Genomic DNA, 17,364 nt, shown 5'->3' with positions numbered 1-17,364 from the left:
TCAAGGTTTCCGGCGGTCACGCAAGGCCTCCAGGAATAAATTAGTAATTAATATTGACAAGGTTTCGGCCGCGCGCCACAGTCGTCGCCGTGACGTCGAGGCCGCCGTCCTGGGGGCGGCCGCATGTCACGCCGTCCGCATCCCCATCCCCCGGAGAGGCACGTGACCTCACACCCGCAAGGCCGCAAGACCGCAGGCCACAGACTCGGGCGCCGAGCCGGCACGGCCGCCGCGATCGCGACGGTCCTCGCCGTGACCGCGGCTCCCACGGCGATGGCGCAGACCCCCGAGGCGTCGGCGCAGGCGCCCACGGGGCAGGGCGCCGTGGACCAGGGCGCCCCCGCGTACTACGACAGCGGTCTCGCCCCGACGCCCTACATGGGCTGGAACACCTACTACGGGCTCGGCGCCCCCACCGAGAAAGAGGTCCGCTCGGTCGCCGACAAGCTGGTCAGCAGCGGTCTGCGGGACAGCGGTTACGACATCGTGTGGCTGGACGGCGGCTGGCAGGCCGACAACCCCCGTGACGCACAGGGGCGGTTGGTGGCCAACGCGGATCGCTTCCCCTCCGGGATCCCGGCACTCGTCTCCTACCTGCACAAGCGTGGACTCCGTGCGGGCATCTACACCGACGCCGGCACCTACGACGGCGGCAAGAGCTGCGGTCTCGGCAGCCGCGGCCACTACGACCAGGACGCGCGGCAGTTCGCCGGCTGGAAGGTCGACGCGATCAAGGTCGACTTCCTGTGCGGGATCGGCGCCAAGCTCGATCCCGGCCCGGCCTTCAAGGAGTTCAGCGACGCGGTCGCCAAGTCCGGCCGCACGATGCTGCTGAACCTGTGCAATCCGCTCACCGACGACTGGGGCCTGCCGCACACCCCCGAGCAGGACGCGCACAACACGTACGTCTACGCGCCGACCGCCGCCGACTCCTGGCGTACGGGCACCGACATCGCCTGGGGCACCGCGAGCCCCGGCCAGTGGCCCAACGTGCTGCGCAACATGGACGCCAACGCCTGGCACCCCGAGGCGCAGGGGCCCGGTCACTACAACGACCCGGACTACCTGATCCCCATGCGCAAGATGACCGACGGGTCGTACGAGCTGACCCAGGAGGAGTCCACCAGCCAGTTCGTGATGTGGGCCGAGATGGGCTCACCGCTCGTCCTCGGCTCCGACCCGCGCACGCTGTCCGACTCGATGCTCCAGACCCTCCGTAACCCGGAGATCATCGCCGTCGACCAGGACCCGCTCGCGATCCAGGGCGTGAGGGTGGCCTCGGACTCGGTCGGGGACGTGTACAGCAAGATGCTGGACGGACCCGGCCGGCGTGCGGTCGTGCTGCTCAACCGGTCCGACCAACCCGCCCTGCGGACCGTGCGGTTCGCGGACGCCGGGCTCGGCGGCCCGGTCCGGGTACGGGACCTGCGGGCGCGGGCGGACAAGGGCACGCACACGGGCTCGTACACCGTGGAGGTGCCCGCGCACGGCACCGCGTTCCTCAAGCTGACCGGCGCCGACGCCCTGCCCGGCACCGACCTCGGCGAGAGGACCACGGCCAGTCCGGCCGCCGTGCGTGACGGCTCCGGACTGACCACCTTCTCCCGTGGGCCGCACGGCTCCCTCGTGCAGCGCACCGACAACGGACGTACGCGTGACCTCGGCGGCCCCGCACAGGGCCGGATCCTGGGCCAGCCAGCCGCGTACGCCTCTGCCGGTGGCCGTATCGACGTCTTCGTGCGGGGCGCCGACTCCCGGGCCTACCGGCGGGTCCGCGACCACGGGCACTGGAGCGACTGGCAGAGCCTGGGCGGCCGGCTGACCGACGCACCCTCCGTCGCCTTCACCGACCCCGCGCACTGGACGCTCGTCGCACGCGGCGCCGACGGGCTGATCACACAGCGCGGTCCCGCCTCCGGGTGGTCCTCGCTCGGGGCGCCCAACGACCGTGCCACGTACGGGCGTCCGTCCGCCGTCGTCGACGCGCTCGGGCGAGTCCATGTCGCCGTACGCACCGCCGCGGACGACATCTGGACGCGGTCGCGCGACACGTCGGGCCAGTGGTCGGCGTGGATCTCGCTCGGCGGGACGGTCAGCGGCAGTCCGACGCTGGTCGCCGTCGGGGACGCGGTCCTGCTGTACGCGCGGGCCGCGGACTACACGCTCTGGCAGCAGCGGTACGCCGACGGTGCCTGGCAGGGCTGGAGCAAGCGACAGGAGTTCCCGAGCGCCGCCTTCGACGGGGCGCTGGGAGTGGTCGCGGGGCCCGACGGCTCCGTCGACGCGGTGTTCCGCGGAGTGGACGGCTATCTGCACCGGACCGAATTCAAATAAATTAGGAATCAATCATGGCCAACCAACTGCCCAGCCGACGCCTCTTCCTCGGCGGACTCGGTGCCGCCGGCACCGCCGCACTGCTCAGCGGCTGCGTCACCTCCACCTCCACCGGCAAGAGCTCCTCGAAGGGCGCGGTGACCCTCCAGTCCAACGTGTCCGCCCCGCAGGCCAAGGCCGCGATGCAGGACGTCGTCGCCGCCTACGCCAAGCAGGGATCCGGCAAGGCGAACCTCAACACGGTCGCCGCGGAGACCTTCCGCACCCAGCTGCCGACCTACCTCACCTCGGCCAACCCGCCGGACGTGTACACCTGGTACCCCGGCTCGGTGGCGGACGCCTACGCCAAGAAGAACCTGCTGCTCGACCTCGACGAGGTGTGGAGCTCCTCGCCCGATCTCAAGAAGTACAGCAAGGCGCTGAACACGCTCTGCACGGCGAGCTCCGGCAAGAAGGTCTTCGTGCCCAACACCTACTACTGGTGGGGCATGTTCTACCGCAAGTCCAACTTCGCCAAGTGGGGCGTGAGCGAGCCCAAGAGCTGGGACGACTTCCTCGACCTGTGCGACAAGCTCAAGAGCAAGGGCGTCACCCCGATCGGGCTCGGCGCGGGCGGCAACACCCCCTGGGTCGCGTCCGCCTGGTTCGACTACCTGGACATCCGGATCAACGGCGCCCAGTACCACCGTGAACTCCTCGCCGGGAAGCACCGGTTCGACGACCCCGAGGTGCGCAAGGTCTTCGACCGCTGGCAGGAGGTGCTGCCGTACTTCGATCCGAACGGCACCGCCGTCGCCTTCCAGGACGCGACGACCTCCCTGCTCAACGGCCGCAGCGGCATGATGCTCATCGGCACCTTCTTTGCCGACGCGGCACCCAAGGACGCCCTGGACGACATCGACTTCTTCCGCTTCCCCGTCATCGACTCCAAGATCCCGCTCGCCGAAGAAGCACCCGTCGACGGCTACTTCGCCAGCGCCCGCACCGGCCGCAAGGACCAGGTCACCGACCTGATGAAGTACCTCGCCACCGCCGAGGCCCAGGAGATCTACATCAAGGGCTCCTCCGGCACCGTCCTGCCCTGCAACCCCGACGCGAAGGACGCCGGCACCCCGCTGGTCATCAAGGGCCGCAAGCACATCGACGAGGCGGCCGAGATCACCCAGTTCTTCAACCGGGACTCCAGCGACGCCCTCCAGCCCACCGCCGACAACGCGTTGACCAAGTTCCTGGCCAAGCCCAAGTCGATCGGGAGCATCCTCACCGACTGGCAGCGCGACGCCGAGAAGATCTGGAACGCCTGAGATGGCTGTCCTGACAGCACCCGAACGGAAGTCCCCGGCCCGCACGCCCGTCAAGGGCAAGCGGGTCCGGGGGCCCCGGCGCACACCCCCGCTGGTGCTCGCCTTCGTCCTGGTCCCGCTCCTCGCCGAAGCGGTGTGGGTGTTCTGGCCCGCCCTCCAGGGCTTCTACCTCGCCCTCACCGACTGGGACGGCGTCTCGGCACCGCGGTTCGTCGGCCTGGACAACTTCCGGGAGATGGCGCACGACGAGGTCTTCCGCAGCGCCACCGGCCACACCGTCCTGTGGCTGGTCCTCTTCGGCGGCCTGTCCGCCCTGCTCGGCCTCGCCGCCGCCCTGCTGCTCCAGCAGGAGCGGCGCGGGGTCGGGTTCTACCGCGCGGCCCTCTTCCTGCCGGTCGTCTTCTCCCTGGTCGCCACCGCCCTGGTCTGGCAGGCCATCTACCAGCCCGACGGCGTCCTGAACCAACTCCTGCAGTCCGTCGGCCTCGGCAGCCTGCGCCACGCCTGGCTCGCCGACCAGGACACCGCCCTGTACGCGGTGATCGTGCCCGCGCTGTGGCGCCAGATCGGCTACGTCATGGTCCTCTACCTGGCCGGCCTCAAGGGCATCGACCCCGCCCTGTACGAGGCCGCGAAGGTCGACGGCGCGACCGCCTGGCAGCGCTTCAGGCACGTCACCCTGCCCCAACTGCGCAGTGTCAACGCGGTCGTTCTGTCGGTCATCGTCATCGATTCGCTGCGCTCCTTCGACGTCGTGTGGTCGCTGACCCGCGGCGGCCCCTACCACTCGTCCGAGCTGCTGAGCACCTACATGTACTCGACCGCCTTCCAGTCCCTGCGCCTCGGCTACGGCTCCGCGCTCGCCGTCGTCATCTTCGTGCTGGCCTTCGGCGTCATCTGCTCCTACCTCGTCCGCGCGTTCAGGGAGGCCGACTGATGTCCGCCAACTCCACGGCCCTGCGCCGCAGGCGGGCCGCGACCGCCGGATTCCACCTCGGCGCGGGCGCGCTGGCGATCCTGTGGCTGCTGCCCATCGCCCTGGTCGTGGTGACCAGCCTGCGCTCCTTCGACGACATCGCCGCGAACGGCCTGGGCAGTTGGCCCCACTCCTTCACCTTCGGCAACTTCAGCCAGGCCTGGGTGGACGGCGGCCAGCAGCGCGCCCTCATCAACAGCCTGGTCGTCACGATCCCCTGCGTCCTGGTCACGCTGGCCCTCGCCGCGATGGCCGCCTTCGCCCTCAGCCGCTACGAAGTCCCCTTCCGGCGCTCGCTGTTGCTCCTCATGCTCGGTGGCAACCTGCTCCCCCCGCAGATCCTGCTCATCCCGGTGTCCAAGCTCAGCGAAGTGATGGGCATCTACGACACCCTGCCCGCGCTCATCGGCGTGCAGATCGGCTTCGGCGTCGGCTTCTACGTCTTCGTCCTGCACGGGTTCATGCGCTCGATCCCGGTGGAGATCCAGCAGGCTGCGGTCGTCGACGGCGCGGGCCCCTGGCAGATCTTCTGGCGGATCATCCTCCCGCTGACCAGGCCGGCCCTGGCCGCCCTCAGCGCCCTGTCCTTCACCTGGATCTTCAACGACCTGCTCTGGGCGATCACCGTCCTGCGCAGCGACACCAAGATGCCGATCACCGCCGCGCTCATCGGACTGCAAGGACAGTACGTGTCGATGTGGAATGTCATCGCGGCCGGTTCCGTCATCGCCGCCGCGCCGACGGTCGCCGTGTTCCTGCGCTTCCAGCGGCACTTCGTCGCCGGACTCAACCTGGGGGCGGTCAAGTGACCTACCAGCGCTGGACCTTGCGCACGGAGAACACCTCCTACACCGTGCGCCTGTCCCCGGACGGCCCCTGGGCCGAACTCGACGCATGGGGGCCCCTCGGCGTCGAGGACGGCCCGTCCGCCCTGGACTGGTCGAGGCGCACGCACTTCATCACGCCCGCCGACGCGGCTCCGGCCGAGTATCTGCCGTACGGGCTGCGGCCGTTCACCGGATCGGAGCTGGTGGCCTCGCGGCTGGACGGGGGCGACCGGGGCGTGTGGTGGGAGTTCGCGGGGGCGCAGGCGAGCGAGGGCTCGCTACGACTCGCCTTCCACGACGGGCAGTTGGGCCTGCGGACCGTCCTGCGCTACGAGACCGTGCCGGGCACGGACGTGATCCTGCGGTGGACCGAGTTCACCGCCACGGAGGAACTGCGCCTGGAGCGCCTCGACTCGGCCGCCGTGACCGTCCCCGTCTCCGGCGTCGCCCGACTGACGTACCTCACCGGCCAGTGGTCGCAGGAGTTCCAGCGCACCCAACTCGACCTGCCCAGAGGCACGTTCGGCATCGGCAGCCTCCAGAGCGTCCCGGGCCACGCCTACGCGCCCTGGCTCGCCGTACAGGACGGCGAGTCACCGGCCGCGTACGGCGTCGCCCTCGCCTGGCCCGGCAACTGGCACATCACAGCGGAGGCCGCGCCCGGCGGCTCGGTACGAGTGCGGGCAGGCCGGGTGCCGCACGAGGGGGTGGCCCTGCTCGCACCTGGGGAGACCCTGGCCACTCCCCAACTGGCCTGTGCTTTCAGCGCGGAGGGCCTCGACGGGCTCTCGCGCGTCTGGCACCGCTACGAACGCCGGCTGACCGGCGAGCGTCTGCACCGCCCGCGCAAGGTCCTCTACAACTCCTGGGAGGCCACCGGCTTCGACGTCGAGGCGGCCGGCCAGCTGGAGCTGGCGAAGACGGCCGCCGACATCGGCGCCGAACTGTTCGTCGTGGACGACGGCTGGTTCACCGGGCGCGCCGACGACACCGGGGGGCTGGGCGACTGGTGGCCGGACCCGGCGGCGTTCCCGCAGGGCTTCGACCAATTCGTGGCGGACGTAAAGGGGTTGGGCCTGGACTTCGGCCTCTGGGTCGAGCCCGAGGCCGTCAGTCCCAAGAGCCGGCTGTACGCCGAACACCCCGAGTGGGTCTACCGGATCGAGGGCCGCCCCCGCCGGCTCGTCCGCAACCAGCTCCTCCTCGACCTCGGCCGCACCGACGTCCAGGACTTCGTGATCGGGACGCTGGACCGGCTGCTCGGCACCTACGACATCAGCTACCTCAAGTGGGACATGAACCGCCCGCCCACCGAGCGCGGGCGCCCCGGCGGCGGCCCTGTCGACCTCGACGCCGAGCACGTCGCCGGATACCTGCGCGTCCTGGACCACCTCCGGTCCGCCCATCCCGACGTCACCGTCGAGGGGTGCGCGGGCGGCGGCGGGCGGATCGAGCACGCGACCATCGCGCGCACCGACGTGGTGTGGCCCAGCGACAACACCGCCCCGCTGGACCGGCTCGCCATCCAGTACGGCTTCCTGCACGCGCACGCCCCGCACGTGATGAGTTCCTGGGTCACCGACGCGCCCGGCGTCTTCGATCCGCGCCCGCGCAGCCTCGCCTTCCGCTTCGTCAACGCCATGTGCGGAGTGCTGGGCATCGGCGCGGACCTGCGCGAGTGGACGCCGGAGCAGCGGGTCGAGGCCGCCCGGTGGATCGCCCGGTACAAGGAGGTGCGGGACGTGATCCACCACGGCGAGGCGCGGCTTCTCGGGACGCCGCAGGAGCCGACCTGCGGGGTGCAGTACGACCTCGGCGAACGTACGGTCGTCGCCGCGCTGAGCACCGGGCGCCTCGACGGGGCGCCGCTCGTGCCGGGGCGGGCGAGCCGGCTCCGGCTGCGCGGACTGGACGCCGCGGCACGCTACCGGGACACGGCGACGGGAACGACGTACAGCGGAGCGCATCTGCTGCATCACGGGCTGCCGTTCGCCTGGAGCGGCGATCACGATGCCGACCTGGTCGTGCTGATGCGCGAGTGAGCCCCTTATGTTTCCAGCAAGCCCTTACTCGTGAAAACCGCGAAGGACCCGAAGGTCGCGAAGGAGTCGAACCTCGATGGACCAGTCCGCACGCCGGCCCGGCGCCCGTTTCACCGGCCGCACGGCCGTGGTCACCGGAGCTGCCTCCGGCATCGGAGCCGCCACGGCCGTGCGCCTCGCCGAGGAGGGAGCGGCCGTGGTGCTCACCGATGTCGCCGAGGAGCGCGGCGAGGCGGTGGCGGAGCGGATCGGCAAGGACGGCGGGCGAGCCCGGTTCGTGAGCGCCGATGTCGCGGTCGAGGAGGACTGGGCGCGGGTCGTCGCCGCCGCGCACACCTTCGGGCCGGTCGACGTCCTCGTCAGCAACGCCTTCACCGTCGACGTCACACCCGCCCACGAGATGACCCTGCCGTCCTGGCAACGCCAGCTCGACGTCAATCTGACCGGCAGCTTCCTCGGCTTCCGTGCCGTCCTGCCCGACCTGCGCGAACGCGCGGGGGCGGTGGTGCTGACCTCGTCCGTCCACGCCCACCGCGGGATCCCCGGACACCCCGCCTACGCGGCCGCCAAGGGTGCCCTGCTCTCCCTGTGCGGGCAGTTGGCCGTCGAGTACGGACCCGAGGTGCGCGTCAACGCCGTCGTGCCCGGCCCGATCCTCACCGGGGCCTGGGACCGGGTACCCGAGCACGACCGCGCACAGAGCGTCGCCGAGACGGCCGCCCGCCGGTTCGGCACCCCGGAGGAAGTGGCCGCGGCCATCGCGTTCCTCGCCGCCGACGAGGCCTCCTACATCACCGGGACGAGCCTGGTCGTGGACGGCGGCTGGAGCGTAGTGAAGGCCTCCGCATGAGCGCGCACCGGCCGAACCGGCCGCACCGGACGAACGAGAAAGGCAGTACCACATGAGCTCCTACGCCCGCCGCGGTGTGCACGGTCAGACCGTGGAGGCGCTCGCGCGCCGCATCCTGGGCGGTGAGATCCCCGAGGGGGCCACGCTCGACCTGGTGGCGCTGCAGAGCGAGCTGGACGTGAGCCTCACCGCCCTGCGCGAGTCGCTCAAGGTGCTCGCCGCCAAGGGGATGGTCGACGCCCGGCAGAAGCGCGGTACGTTCGTGCGCGCCCGCGCCGACTGGAACCTCCTCGACGCCGACGTGCTGCGCTGGCAGTTCGAGGGCGACCACACCACGGACGCCGACCGGGCGCTGCTGCGCAACCTCGCCGAGGTGCGCGCCATCATCGAACCGGCCGCCGTCCGCCTCGCCGCCGCCCGGCGCACCGACGACGACCTCGCCGCACTGGAGGGCGCCCTGGACGCGATGGCGGAGCAGGACGTCGATGCCTCGCACGCCGTCGACGCCGACCTCGCCTTCCACCGCGCCCTGCTCAACGCCACCCACAACGAACTCCTCGAACGCATGGAGATGGTCATCGAGTCCGGCCTCGCCCACCGCGACCACATCGTGCACAGCGCCCCGCACAGCGAGGACCCCGTGCCCGCCCACCGCGCGGTCCTGGACGCCGTGCGCGACCGGGACCCGCTGCGCGCCGAGGCCGCCATGCGGGCCCTGCTCGACCAGGCCGGCCGCGACCTCGACCGGGTCGGCACCGCCGACGACGACACGGAAGGCTCCCGAGCCAAGTGAAGATCACCCGTATCGAAACCTTCCTCGTCCCCCCGCGGTGGCTGTTCTGCCGCGTGGAGACCGACGACGGCGTGGTCGGCTGGGGCGAACCCGTCGTCGAGGGCCGCGCCGAGGTCGTCCGGGCCGCCGTCGAGGTCCTGTCCGAGTACCTCGTCGGCCAGGACCCGCTGCGCATCCAGGACCACTGGCAGGTCCTCACCAAGGGCGGCTTCTACCGCGGCGGCCCGGTCCTCTCCAGCGCCGTCGCCGGCATCGACCAGGCCCTGTGGGACATCGCAGGGAAGGTGTACGGCGCTCCCGTGCACGCCCTGCTCGGCGGTCCCGTGCGCGACCGGGTCCGGGTCTACGCCTGGGTCGGCGGCGACGAACCCGCCGAACTCACCGACCAGATCGCCGAACAGGTCGAGGCGGGCTTCACCGCCGTCAAGATGAACGGCGCCGGCACCACCTCGCCGCTCGCCACCGCCGCCGAGACCGCGGCCGTCGTCGCCCGCGTCGCCGCCGCCCGCGAGGCCCTCGGCCCCGACCGCGACGTCGCCGTCGACTTCCACGGCCGCTTCAGCGCGGCGAGCTCCCGCCGGGTCCTGGCCGAACTGGCGCCGCTGCACCCCCTGTTCGTCGAGGAGCCGGTGGTCCCCGAGCAGAGCCACCTGCTGGCGGGCCTCGTCGCCTCCTCACCGGTGCCGCTCGCCACCGGTGAACGCCTCTACGGACGCGCCGAGTTCCTCCCCGTCCTCGCCGCCGGAGTCGCCGTCGCCCAGCCCGACCTCTCGCACGCCGGCGGCATCTCCGAGGTGCACCGCATCGCCTCGCTCGCCGAGACCTACGGCGCCCAGCTCGCCCCGCACTGCCCGCTCGGCCCGATCGCGCTGGCGGCCAGCCTCCAGATCGCCTTCGCCACGCCCAACTTCCTCATCCAGGAGCAGAGTCGGGGCATCCATTACAACAAGGACGCCGACCTCCTCTCCTACCTGGTCGACACCGAGCCGTTCCGCTTCATCGACGGGCACGCGCCGCGCGGGGACGCGCCCGGCCTCGGCATCACCGTCGACGAGGACGCCGTACGCGCCGCCGACCGCACCGGGCACGCCTGGCGCAACCCGGTATGGCGGCACGCGGACGGGTCCTTCGCGGAGTGGTGACCATGGACTCCCCGATCCTGCGGATCGTCACCGACCCCGCCCACGGTGGGCGTTGGACCTCGCTGCGGGCGGGGGAGCGGGAGTGGCTGTGGCGGCGCGACGGCGTCGGACGCGAGGACGTGTCCCGGGGGGACTCCTTCGTGGACGCGGGCGGCCTTGAGGAGTGCGTGCCGACGGTGCGGGGCGTGCCGGATCACGGGGACGCCTGGGCCCGGGGGTGGACCCGGGACGAGAGCGGAACCGAGCGCGTCGAGTGCGAGTCGTTCTCCCTGACCCGGTCGATCGGCCCGGGACCGGTGGTCGACTACGTCCTGTCGGCCGACCCGGGCTTCCGCTTCGTGTGGGCCGCGCACGCGCTGCTCGACCTGTCCCCGCGAGCCACCCTGCACATGCCGGAGGGGGCGGACACCCGGCTCTATCCCTCCGCCGACGGCCCCTGGGTGGAAGGCGGTTGGCCCGCGCCCAGGGACGTGCGCCTCGACCGGTTCGGGCCGGACGACGGCACCGCGGTCGGCGCCGTCGTGGACGCCTCCCGCGCTTGCGTCCACGACGACCAGGACCGGCTGGCGTTCGCCCTGGAGGCCGAAGGGCAACCGGTGTCGATCGCCCTGTGGCGCAACCTCGGCGGCTTTCCGCTCGACGGTCCCTATCGCAGCACGGGCGTCGAGCCGATGCTCGGCCGCGTCTTCGACCTCGCCGAAGCCGGTACCGACGACGCGGCGCGCGTCCCCGCGTCCGGTCAGGCGCACTGGCGCCTCACCCTCGCCGCCGACTGCAACTGCACCTGAGACAACCGGAATTGGAGCCCAGCAGATGGATCTGCGAGCGTCCCTCGCCGCCCACCGCCTCGTCGCGATCGTGCGCGGAGACGATCCCGAGGCCGCGTTGAGCACCGTTCTGACCCTGGCCGCGGAGGGCGTCGAGCTGATCGAGGTCTCCCTCACAGGCAAGGACGCGCTCACCGTCATCGAGCGGGCTCGGCAGGCGCTCGGTCCCGACCGCCCCCTCGGCGCCGGTACGGTCCTGACCGCCGAGGACGCCCTGGCCGCCCACCGGGCCGGCGCCGACTTCGCCGTCACCCCGGCCCTGGGCGAAGGGGTCGGCGCGGCAAGGGAGTTGGGCATGCCGGTGATAGCCGGAGTGATGACCCCGACCGAGATCGTGGCCGCCGGCGCGCTCGGCGCCGCCGCGCTGAAGATCTTCCCGGCGGCGGAGGCCGGCGGGCCCGCCTACCTGAAGGCGTTGCGCGGGCCGTTCCCGCAGGTGCCGTTCGTACCCGTGGGAGGCGTGGACGAGACGGCCGCTCGTGCCTATCTGGCCGCCGGGGCGATCGCGGTGGGGGTGGGCTCGCCCCTGGTCGGCGACGCGGCGGACGGCGGAAGCCTGACCGAGTTGCGTGTCCGGGCGCGTGCGTTCCGGGCTGTCGCGGGGGAGTTCGGCGAGTTCGGGGAGGTCACGTCGTGACCGATGTCCTTCGTACCGGTGCCCTCCGTCCTGATCCCCTCCACCCCGACCGGCTGGAGCTCGGCGAAGGCATCCGCTGGACCGACGTCGGTGTCTTCCTCGTCGACATCCTCGCGGGCCGGCTGCTGCACGCCCCCGAGGAACCCGGTGCGCCCCTGCGCGAACTGGCCCGACTGCCCTTCCCGTTGGGCGCGGTCGCACCCGTCGCCGGCCGGCCCGGCACCTGGATCGCCGCCGCCGGCACCGGGATCTGCCTGCTCACGCCCGACGGTTCGACCGACTGGCTGGCCCGCCCGGAGGACGACGCCCCGCAGCCCATGCGCATGAACGACGCGGCCGCCGACCCGTCCGGCCGGTTCTGGGCGGGCAGCATGGCGTACGGCGCCGACGAGGCGGCCGGTTCGCTGTACCGGGTCGACCACGACGGCACGGTGAGCCGTGTGCTGGACGGCATCAGTGTGCCCAACGGGCCTGCTTTCACGGCCGACGGGACCGCCATGTACCTGGCCGACAGTGCGCGGGGGATCGTGCGGCGGTATCCGGTGGACCCGGCGACCGGCGACCTCGGGGACCCCGAGACGTTCGTGACCGTGTCCGAGGGCAGTCCCGACGGCATGACCGTCGACCGTGACGGTGCCGTCTGGATGGCGGTCTGGGGCACCGGGACCGTGCGTCGGTATCTGCCGGACGGGAGCCTCGACCGGACGGTGCGGTTGCCCGCGCGCCAACCCGCTGGGGTGTGCCTCCGGAAGGACGTCCTCTACGTCACCACCGCTCGCGTGGGCCTGACCGACCCGGGCCCCGGCGACGGTGCGATCTACGCCGTGGGGGTCGATGTGCCGGGCCGCCCGGCGGACGCCTACCGACCCGAGGCGGACGTCTCCCGTCCCGAGGCGGACGTCTCCCGTCCCGAGGCGGACGTCTCCCGTCCCGAGGCGGACGGCTTCGGTCCCGAGGCGGCGTCGAAGCCGGAGGTGGCATGAGCACCGGCAGGCGTCCCGCCGACGGCCCGGTCGTGTGCGTCGGCGAGACCATGGCCGCACTGGCCCCCACCCCGCCCGAATCCCTGTACAGCGCCGACGAGTTGAGCCTGTCGGTGGCCGGCGCCGAGTCCAACGTCGCCATGTACCTCGCCGACCTCGGACGTCCCGTCTCCTGGCTCTCCGCCCTCGGTGACGACGCGTTCGGCAGGCGGGTGCGGACGGCGGTCGCCGCGGCGGGCGTGGACGTGACCGGCGTACGGACCGACCCCTCGCGGCCCACAGGTCTGCTGGTGAAGGACCCGGGCTCCGAGCGCACCCGCGTCCACTACTACCGCGCGGGCTCGGCGGCCTCGGCCCTGGGCCCCGACGTCCTGGACGACCCGAAACTGCGGTCGGCGGCCCTCCTGCACCTCACCGGCATCACCCCCGCGCTCTCCTCGTCCTGCCGGGACCTGGTGCGACGGGCGCTCGACACCCCGGCGGACTCACGCCCGTACGCCATCAGCTTCGACGTCAACCACCGCCCGGCCCTGTGGCCGGACGACGGCACGGCCGCCGACGTGCTGCGCGCGCTGGCGGACCGGGCCGACATCGTCTTCGTAGGACTCGACGAGGCGCAGGAGTTGTGGGGCGCCGATCTCGAACCGGGCGGTGTGCGGCGGTTGTTGGCAGGGCCGGGCATCCTCGTCGTGAAGGACGGTGGGCGGGCCGCGCACGCGTTCACCGCGGAGGGCGAGTTCACGGTTCCGGCGCTGCCCACGGACGTCGTCGAGCCCGTGGGCGCGGGTGACGCCTTCGCCGCCGGGTTCCTGGCCGGTCTGCTGCGCGGCGACGACCCGCGGCGCGCCCTGCGGCTCGGGCACATCACGGCCTCGTCCGCGCTCAAGGTGACCGGGGATCATGGGCCGTTGCCGGAGGACGCCGTGCTCATGGGGTTGCTCGGCGCCACCGACGCGGAATGGCTCAGGCGGGCTGTGGTGTGAGCCGCTTGTGGCCCTTGCGGTCGTAGTACCGCGTCATCCCGAAGCCGAAGAGCAGGGCGAGGGCCGCGCCGACGGCGATCATGGTCCAGGAGCGGGTGAGGCCCGCGTCGCCGCGGGCGTCGAAGTAGAGGACCGCCCGGACGCCGTCGCTGAGTTGGCGCATGGGCTCGAAGTGGGAGAGGAAGCGGTAGAAGGCGGGGACCGCCTGGAGGGGGACGGTCGCGCCCGAGGAGGGCAGGCCCAGGACGATGAACACGAACATGGACACCAGCTGGCCGATCCCGCCGAACGCGGCGTTGATGGCCTGCACGCCCAGACCGACGGCGAGGGAGGCGCAGTAGGAGAAGATCCACAGCAGCGGGATGTGGGTGGCGTCCATGCCGAGGATCGAGATGGTGGCGAGCATGACCAGGGTGACGGTCACGACCGTGATGCCCGCGGTCATGCCCATCTTCAGGAGCAGGGTCTGGGTGCGGTTGATGGGGACGGTCGGCCGGCGGGTGTGCCAGGGGCCGATCTCGTTGTCGGCGTAGCCGAGGGACGTGTCGACGGCGTTGCTGATGACGTTGCCGCCGAGGAACCCGGCCAGGACCAGCAGCAGCGTGTAGTAGAAGGCACTGAGGCCGAGGCCGCTGTGGTCGCCGAGGGGATGGCCCACCTGGGTGACGACGTTCACCGGGTCGGCGAGCAGCAGCTTGGTCGTCGAGTTGGCCTTGGAACCGGCCGCCGACGTGAGCTGCTTGCCGATGGACTGCGAGGCCTGGTGCGCTGCCTGCGTGGTGATCTGGCCGGCGAGCGAGGAGCCCAGACTGCCCTTGCCCGGGTTGGTGAGCACCGTGATCGTCGGCCGCGCGGTGGCGCCGGTCGTGGTCAGCGCGGTGACGGAGTCGGTGAAGTCGGCCGGGATGACCAGGGCGCCGTAGATCCGGCCGGAGTCGAGCTGGTCCTGCGCCTGCGCCCGGGTCAGGGTGCGCCAACCGGCCTTGCCGCCCGCGGAGTCGGCGGTGATGGCGCCGGCGACCTGCGTGCCCAGGTTCTGTCGCTGTCCGGTCGGCGGCTTGCCGGTGTCGGAGTTGACGACGCCGATGGGGAGGTGGTGCAGGTCGCCCTGCGGGTTGACGACGCCGCCCATGTACAGAAGGGACAGCAGCAGGGCGAGCACCGCGGTCAGGACGGACGGCATGAGCCACAGCTTGGGGTGGCCCAGCAGCTTGGTGGCACGGACCTCGGGGGCGGCGTCGGCCATGGTGGTCCTCGGGGTAGCGGGTGGCGACTGTTCGGCGTTCAGAGTGTTCGCCATCCGGTGCCCTTTTGCATCCCGAACACACTCGCACGGATGTACGTCCGCACAGGCAACCCACAGCCCCTCGGGCCCCTCCTATCCGGTGAACGGACCCGCGTACCGAGGTCGTCCACGAGTGGCGACGCACCAAGAGGAGTGTTCGTTGGACGGCATCGAGACCCCCTCCGCCGGCAGCAGACCGTCCCGGGAGGCGGGCGACGGCGAACGGCCCACCGCGCTGTCCCGCCGCCGCTTCATGGTCTACTCGCTCGCCGCGTCCACCCTCACCATCGCCGCCCCTCTCGGCTGCGACGCCTCCACGGCCCGGGGCGCCACCCCCTCCGCCGCTTCCGCCGCCTCCGACGTCCTCGTGACCGGAACCGACGAGGAGATGCTCGTCCTGGAGGTCACCGCGGCCAACAAGGTGATCGTCCGGCTGCCCCGCCTGGAGGTCGGGCAGGGCATCACCACCGCCGTCGCCATGATGATCGCCGAGGAACTGGACGCCCGGCTCGCCGACGTCGACATCCCGCTCGCCGACGCCCGCACCCGGGGCAACCAGTACACCGGCGGATCCAACTCGGTCAGCTCGCTCTACGGCCCCGCCCGCGCCCTCGCCGCGACCGCCCGCGCCAGGCTCGTGACCGCCGCCGCCCGGAAGTGGCACGTACCCGCCTGGAGCCTGCGCACCCGGGACACGATGGTCATCGGGCCGGGCGGTCGCACCGCCACCTTCGGTTCCCTCACCGCGAGCGCCGCCACGATCCGCCGCACCTCCGTGTCCAGCAGGCCGAAGCCGGCCGCCAAGCACCGGGTCATCGGCCGGCCGACGAACCGGATCGACGCCCGGGCCATCGTCACCGGCATGGCGAAGTACGCCGGTGACGTGACCGTCGCCGGGGTGAAGCCGACCGTGGTGGCCCGGCCGCCGACGATCAGGGGGAAGATCGTCTCGGTCGACGACCGGGCGGCCCGCGCCCTGCCGGGTGTGCGGGCCGTGGTCCGGATACCGGGCGGTGTCGCGGTCGTGGCCGACACCTTCCATCACGCCTTCAGAGCCCGCGACGCCCTCAAGATCAAGTGGGCGCCCGGGCCGCTGGCCGGACTGTCCGACGCGGGCGTCCGTTCCCGACTCAAGGCGGCCGTGCCCAGGTTGCCCACCCCGCCCAGCGGATCCACCCAGATCCAGGGCGAGTTCGAGTTCGCGTTCGTCAGCCACGCCCCCATGGAAGTGCTGACCGCGGTCGCCGATGTGCGCGCCCACAAGGCCGAGTTCTGGTTCGCCTCCCAGACACCGATGGAGGCGAGGGACGCCGTGGCCGCGGCGGTCGGGCTGCCCGCGAGCAAGGTGAAGGTCCATGTCCTGCGCGGCGGCGGCTCGTTCGGACGGCGGCTCAACTACGACGCGGCCGTCGAGGCCGCCCTGATCTCCAAGGCCGCCGGCCTGCCGGTCAAGTTGATGTGGAGCCGCACCGACGACATCCGGCACGGCCGGATGCGCCCCGCCAGCCACCACCGCATACGCGCCAGCCACAAGGACGGCCGAGTGGTGGCCTTCACGCACTCGATGGCCTCGGTGAGCGAGTCGTACGAGGGCAAGGGCGCCGTCAACCAGGCCGCGTTCCTGCGGCGGGCGGCGGCGGGACCGGCGCCCAGCGACTCCGGGCTCTACAACTTCGGCCGGATATCCGGGGATTGGGGCGGCATCGACCTCGCGATACCACTGGGCGCCTGGCGCTCGGTGGACTCCGGGACGATGCGGACCGCGGAGGAGATCCTCGTGGACGAGGTCGCCGCGAGCCTGGGGCAGGACGCGGTCGCCTTCCGGCGTACGACGCTGCGGAACAAGGCGGTGAAGGCCGTGCTCGACAAGGTGGCAGCCGCCGGGCAGTGGGGACGGTCGCTGCCTGCCGGGCATGCGCAGGGTGTCGCCGTGCACGAGGAGTACGGGTCCTGCGTGGCCTGTCTCGCCGAGATCGACGCCACCGATCCGAAGAACCCGCGGGTGACCAGGGTGGTGATGGCGGCCGACGTCGGCCGGGCCGTCAACCCGCGCGGCCTCGAGGCCCAGCTCATGGGGACCGCTGTCGACGGGATCTCGACCGTGCTGCGGGCCGGGCTGCACCTGGACCGGGGCGCGATCCGCGAGGGCAGCTTCGCCGACTTCCAATGGGCCCGCCAGCGGCACGCCCCGCTGCACTTCGAGGCGCACATCATGCCCGCGAACGGGGATCCGGGCGGGGCCGGCGAACTCGGCGTACCGGCCGCCTCCGGGGCCGTCGCCAACGCGTACGCACGGGCGACCGGCACCAAGCCGCGCCGCTTTCCCCTCACCTTCTGACCAGCCTCGCCCTCTGACCAGCCTGAGCTTCTGACCAGCCTCC

14 protein-coding genes are annotated in these 17,364 nt (G+C 72.0%); 13 read left to right on the top strand and 1 reads right to left on the bottom strand.

The genetic code is table 11. From position 1 onward, the window contains the following. Window positions 1-273: 273 nt before the first annotated feature. From ACIQI8_RS36990 to ACIQI8_RS36935, 12 genes are all read left to right on the top strand, one after another. Complete coding sequence (locus ACIQI8_RS36990; RefSeq protein ID WP_402361357.1) at window positions 274-2,334, top strand: glycoside hydrolase family 27 protein; 2,061 nt, start codon at window positions 274-276, stop codon at window positions 2,332-2,334. A gap of 14 nt (window positions 2,335-2,348) precedes the next feature. Next, window positions 2,349-3,638 (top strand): ABC transporter substrate-binding protein, encoded by a 1,290-nt coding sequence (locus ACIQI8_RS36985; RefSeq protein ID WP_402360784.1) that lies wholly within the window; start codon window positions 2,349-2,351, stop codon window positions 3,636-3,638. Between the two features lies 1 nt (window position 3,639). Beyond that, window positions 3,640-4,575, top strand: a complete 936-nt coding sequence (locus ACIQI8_RS36980) for a carbohydrate ABC transporter permease (RefSeq protein ID WP_402360780.1) — start codon at window positions 3,640-3,642, stop codon at window positions 4,573-4,575. After that, a complete protein-coding gene (locus ACIQI8_RS36975; RefSeq protein WP_402360777.1) occupies window positions 4,575-5,423 on the top strand; it encodes a carbohydrate ABC transporter permease in 849 nt (282 codons plus the stop codon). Before ACIQI8_RS36980 ends, ACIQI8_RS36975 begins: the two co-directional genes overlap by 1 nt. Next, the gene (locus ACIQI8_RS36970; protein WP_402360774.1) at window positions 5,420-7,483 is read left to right on the top strand and encodes an alpha-galactosidase; all 2,064 of its coding nucleotides are present in this window, start codon (window positions 5,420-5,422) and stop codon (window positions 7,481-7,483) included. Before ACIQI8_RS36975 ends, ACIQI8_RS36970 begins: the two co-directional genes overlap by 4 nt. 76 nt (window positions 7,484-7,559) lie before the next feature. After that, window positions 7,560-8,333, top strand: a complete 774-nt coding sequence (locus tag ACIQI8_RS36965) for an SDR family NAD(P)-dependent oxidoreductase (RefSeq protein ID WP_402360771.1) — start codon at window positions 7,560-7,562, stop codon at window positions 8,331-8,333. Between the two features lie 52 nt (window positions 8,334-8,385). Then, window positions 8,386-9,126 (top strand): FadR/GntR family transcriptional regulator, encoded by a 741-nt coding sequence (locus ACIQI8_RS36960; protein ID WP_402360768.1) that lies wholly within the window; start codon window positions 8,386-8,388, stop codon window positions 9,124-9,126. Further along, window positions 9,123-10,268, top strand: a complete 1,146-nt coding sequence (dgoD, locus tag ACIQI8_RS36955) for a galactonate dehydratase (protein WP_402360765.1) — start codon at window positions 9,123-9,125, stop codon at window positions 10,266-10,268. Before ACIQI8_RS36960 ends, dgoD begins: the two co-directional genes overlap by 4 nt. 2 nt (window positions 10,269-10,270) lie before the next feature. Next, the gene (locus tag ACIQI8_RS36950) at window positions 10,271-11,056 is read left to right on the top strand and encodes a hypothetical protein (RefSeq protein WP_402360762.1); all 786 of its coding nucleotides are present in this window, start codon (window positions 10,271-10,273) and stop codon (window positions 11,054-11,056) included. A 25-nt stretch (window positions 11,057-11,081) separates the two neighbouring features. Further along, window positions 11,082-11,732 carry a bifunctional 4-hydroxy-2-oxoglutarate aldolase/2-dehydro-3-deoxy-phosphogluconate aldolase gene (locus tag ACIQI8_RS36945; RefSeq protein ID WP_402360759.1) on the top strand — a complete coding sequence of 217 codons (651 nt, stop codon included), beginning with the start codon at window positions 11,082-11,084 and terminating at the stop codon, window positions 11,730-11,732. Continuing rightward, entirely contained in the window at window positions 11,729-12,715 is a 987-nt protein-coding gene (locus tag ACIQI8_RS36940) for an SMP-30/gluconolactonase/LRE family protein (protein ID WP_402360756.1), read from the top strand. Before ACIQI8_RS36945 ends, ACIQI8_RS36940 begins: the two co-directional genes overlap by 4 nt. Next, window positions 12,712-13,698: a sugar kinase gene (locus tag ACIQI8_RS36935; protein WP_402360753.1), complete on the top strand. Its 987-nt coding sequence runs from the start codon at window positions 12,712-12,714 to the stop codon at window positions 13,696-13,698. The genes ACIQI8_RS36940 and ACIQI8_RS36935 overlap by 4 nt, the downstream gene beginning before the upstream one ends. On the opposite strand, the gene ACIQI8_RS36930 is transcribed toward ACIQI8_RS36935, so the two are convergent. Then, complete coding sequence (locus tag ACIQI8_RS36930) at window positions 13,679-14,944, bottom strand: YhgE/Pip domain-containing protein (RefSeq protein ID WP_402361354.1); 1,266 nt, start codon at window positions 14,942-14,944, stop codon at window positions 13,679-13,681. The genes ACIQI8_RS36935 and ACIQI8_RS36930 overlap by 20 nt on opposite strands. A 292-nt stretch (window positions 14,945-15,236) precedes the next feature. Here ACIQI8_RS36930 and ACIQI8_RS36925 point away from each other — a divergent pair, with 292 nt between their 5' ends. After that, window positions 15,237-17,321 (top strand): molybdopterin cofactor-binding domain-containing protein, encoded by a 2,085-nt coding sequence (locus tag ACIQI8_RS36925; protein WP_402361351.1) that lies wholly within the window; start codon window positions 15,237-15,239, stop codon window positions 17,319-17,321. Window positions 17,322-17,364 lie beyond the last annotated feature (43 nt).

The sequence above is a fragment of the Streptomyces sp. NPDC092369 genome (genome assembly GCF_044755245.1).
In the GTDB taxonomy this organism is placed as follows: domain Bacteria; phylum Actinomycetota; class Actinomycetes; order Streptomycetales; family Streptomycetaceae; genus Streptomyces.
Note: the sequence above shows the minus strand (reverse complement) of the source record. Positions and strands in the feature narration are given on the sequence as shown.

Bases quoted from the DNA above. Each gene is read 5' to 3' on its own strand.
- ACIQI8_RS36990 (WP_402361357.1), top strand. From the start codon at position 274: ATGGCGCAGACCCCCGAGGCGTCGGCGCAGGCGCCCACGGGGCAGGGC.
- ACIQI8_RS36985 (WP_402360784.1), top strand. From the start codon at position 2,349: ATGGCCAACCAACTGCCCAGCCGACGCCTCTTCCTCGGCGGACTCGGT.
- ACIQI8_RS36980 (WP_402360780.1), top strand. From the start codon at position 3,640: ATGGCTGTCCTGACAGCACCCGAACGGAAGTCCCCGGCCCGCACGCCC.
- ACIQI8_RS36975 (WP_402360777.1), top strand. From the start codon at position 4,575: ATGTCCGCCAACTCCACGGCCCTGCGCCGCAGGCGGGCCGCGACCGCC.
- ACIQI8_RS36965 (WP_402360771.1), top strand. From the start codon at position 7,560: ATGGACCAGTCCGCACGCCGGCCCGGCGCCCGTTTCACCGGCCGCACG.
- ACIQI8_RS36960 (WP_402360768.1), top strand. From the start codon at position 8,386: ATGAGCTCCTACGCCCGCCGCGGTGTGCACGGTCAGACCGTGGAGGCG.
- ACIQI8_RS36950 (WP_402360762.1), top strand. From the start codon at position 10,271: ATGGACTCCCCGATCCTGCGGATCGTCACCGACCCCGCCCACGGTGGG.
- ACIQI8_RS36945 (WP_402360759.1), top strand. From the start codon at position 11,082: ATGGATCTGCGAGCGTCCCTCGCCGCCCACCGCCTCGTCGCGATCGTG.
- ACIQI8_RS36935 (WP_402360753.1), top strand. From the start codon at position 12,712: ATGAGCACCGGCAGGCGTCCCGCCGACGGCCCGGTCGTGTGCGTCGGC.
- ACIQI8_RS36930 (WP_402361354.1), bottom strand. From the start codon at position 14,944: ATGGCCGACGCCGCCCCCGAGGTCCGTGCCACCAAGCTGCTGGGCCAC.
- ACIQI8_RS36925 (WP_402361351.1), top strand. From the start codon at position 15,237: ATGGTCTACTCGCTCGCCGCGTCCACCCTCACCATCGCCGCCCCTCTC.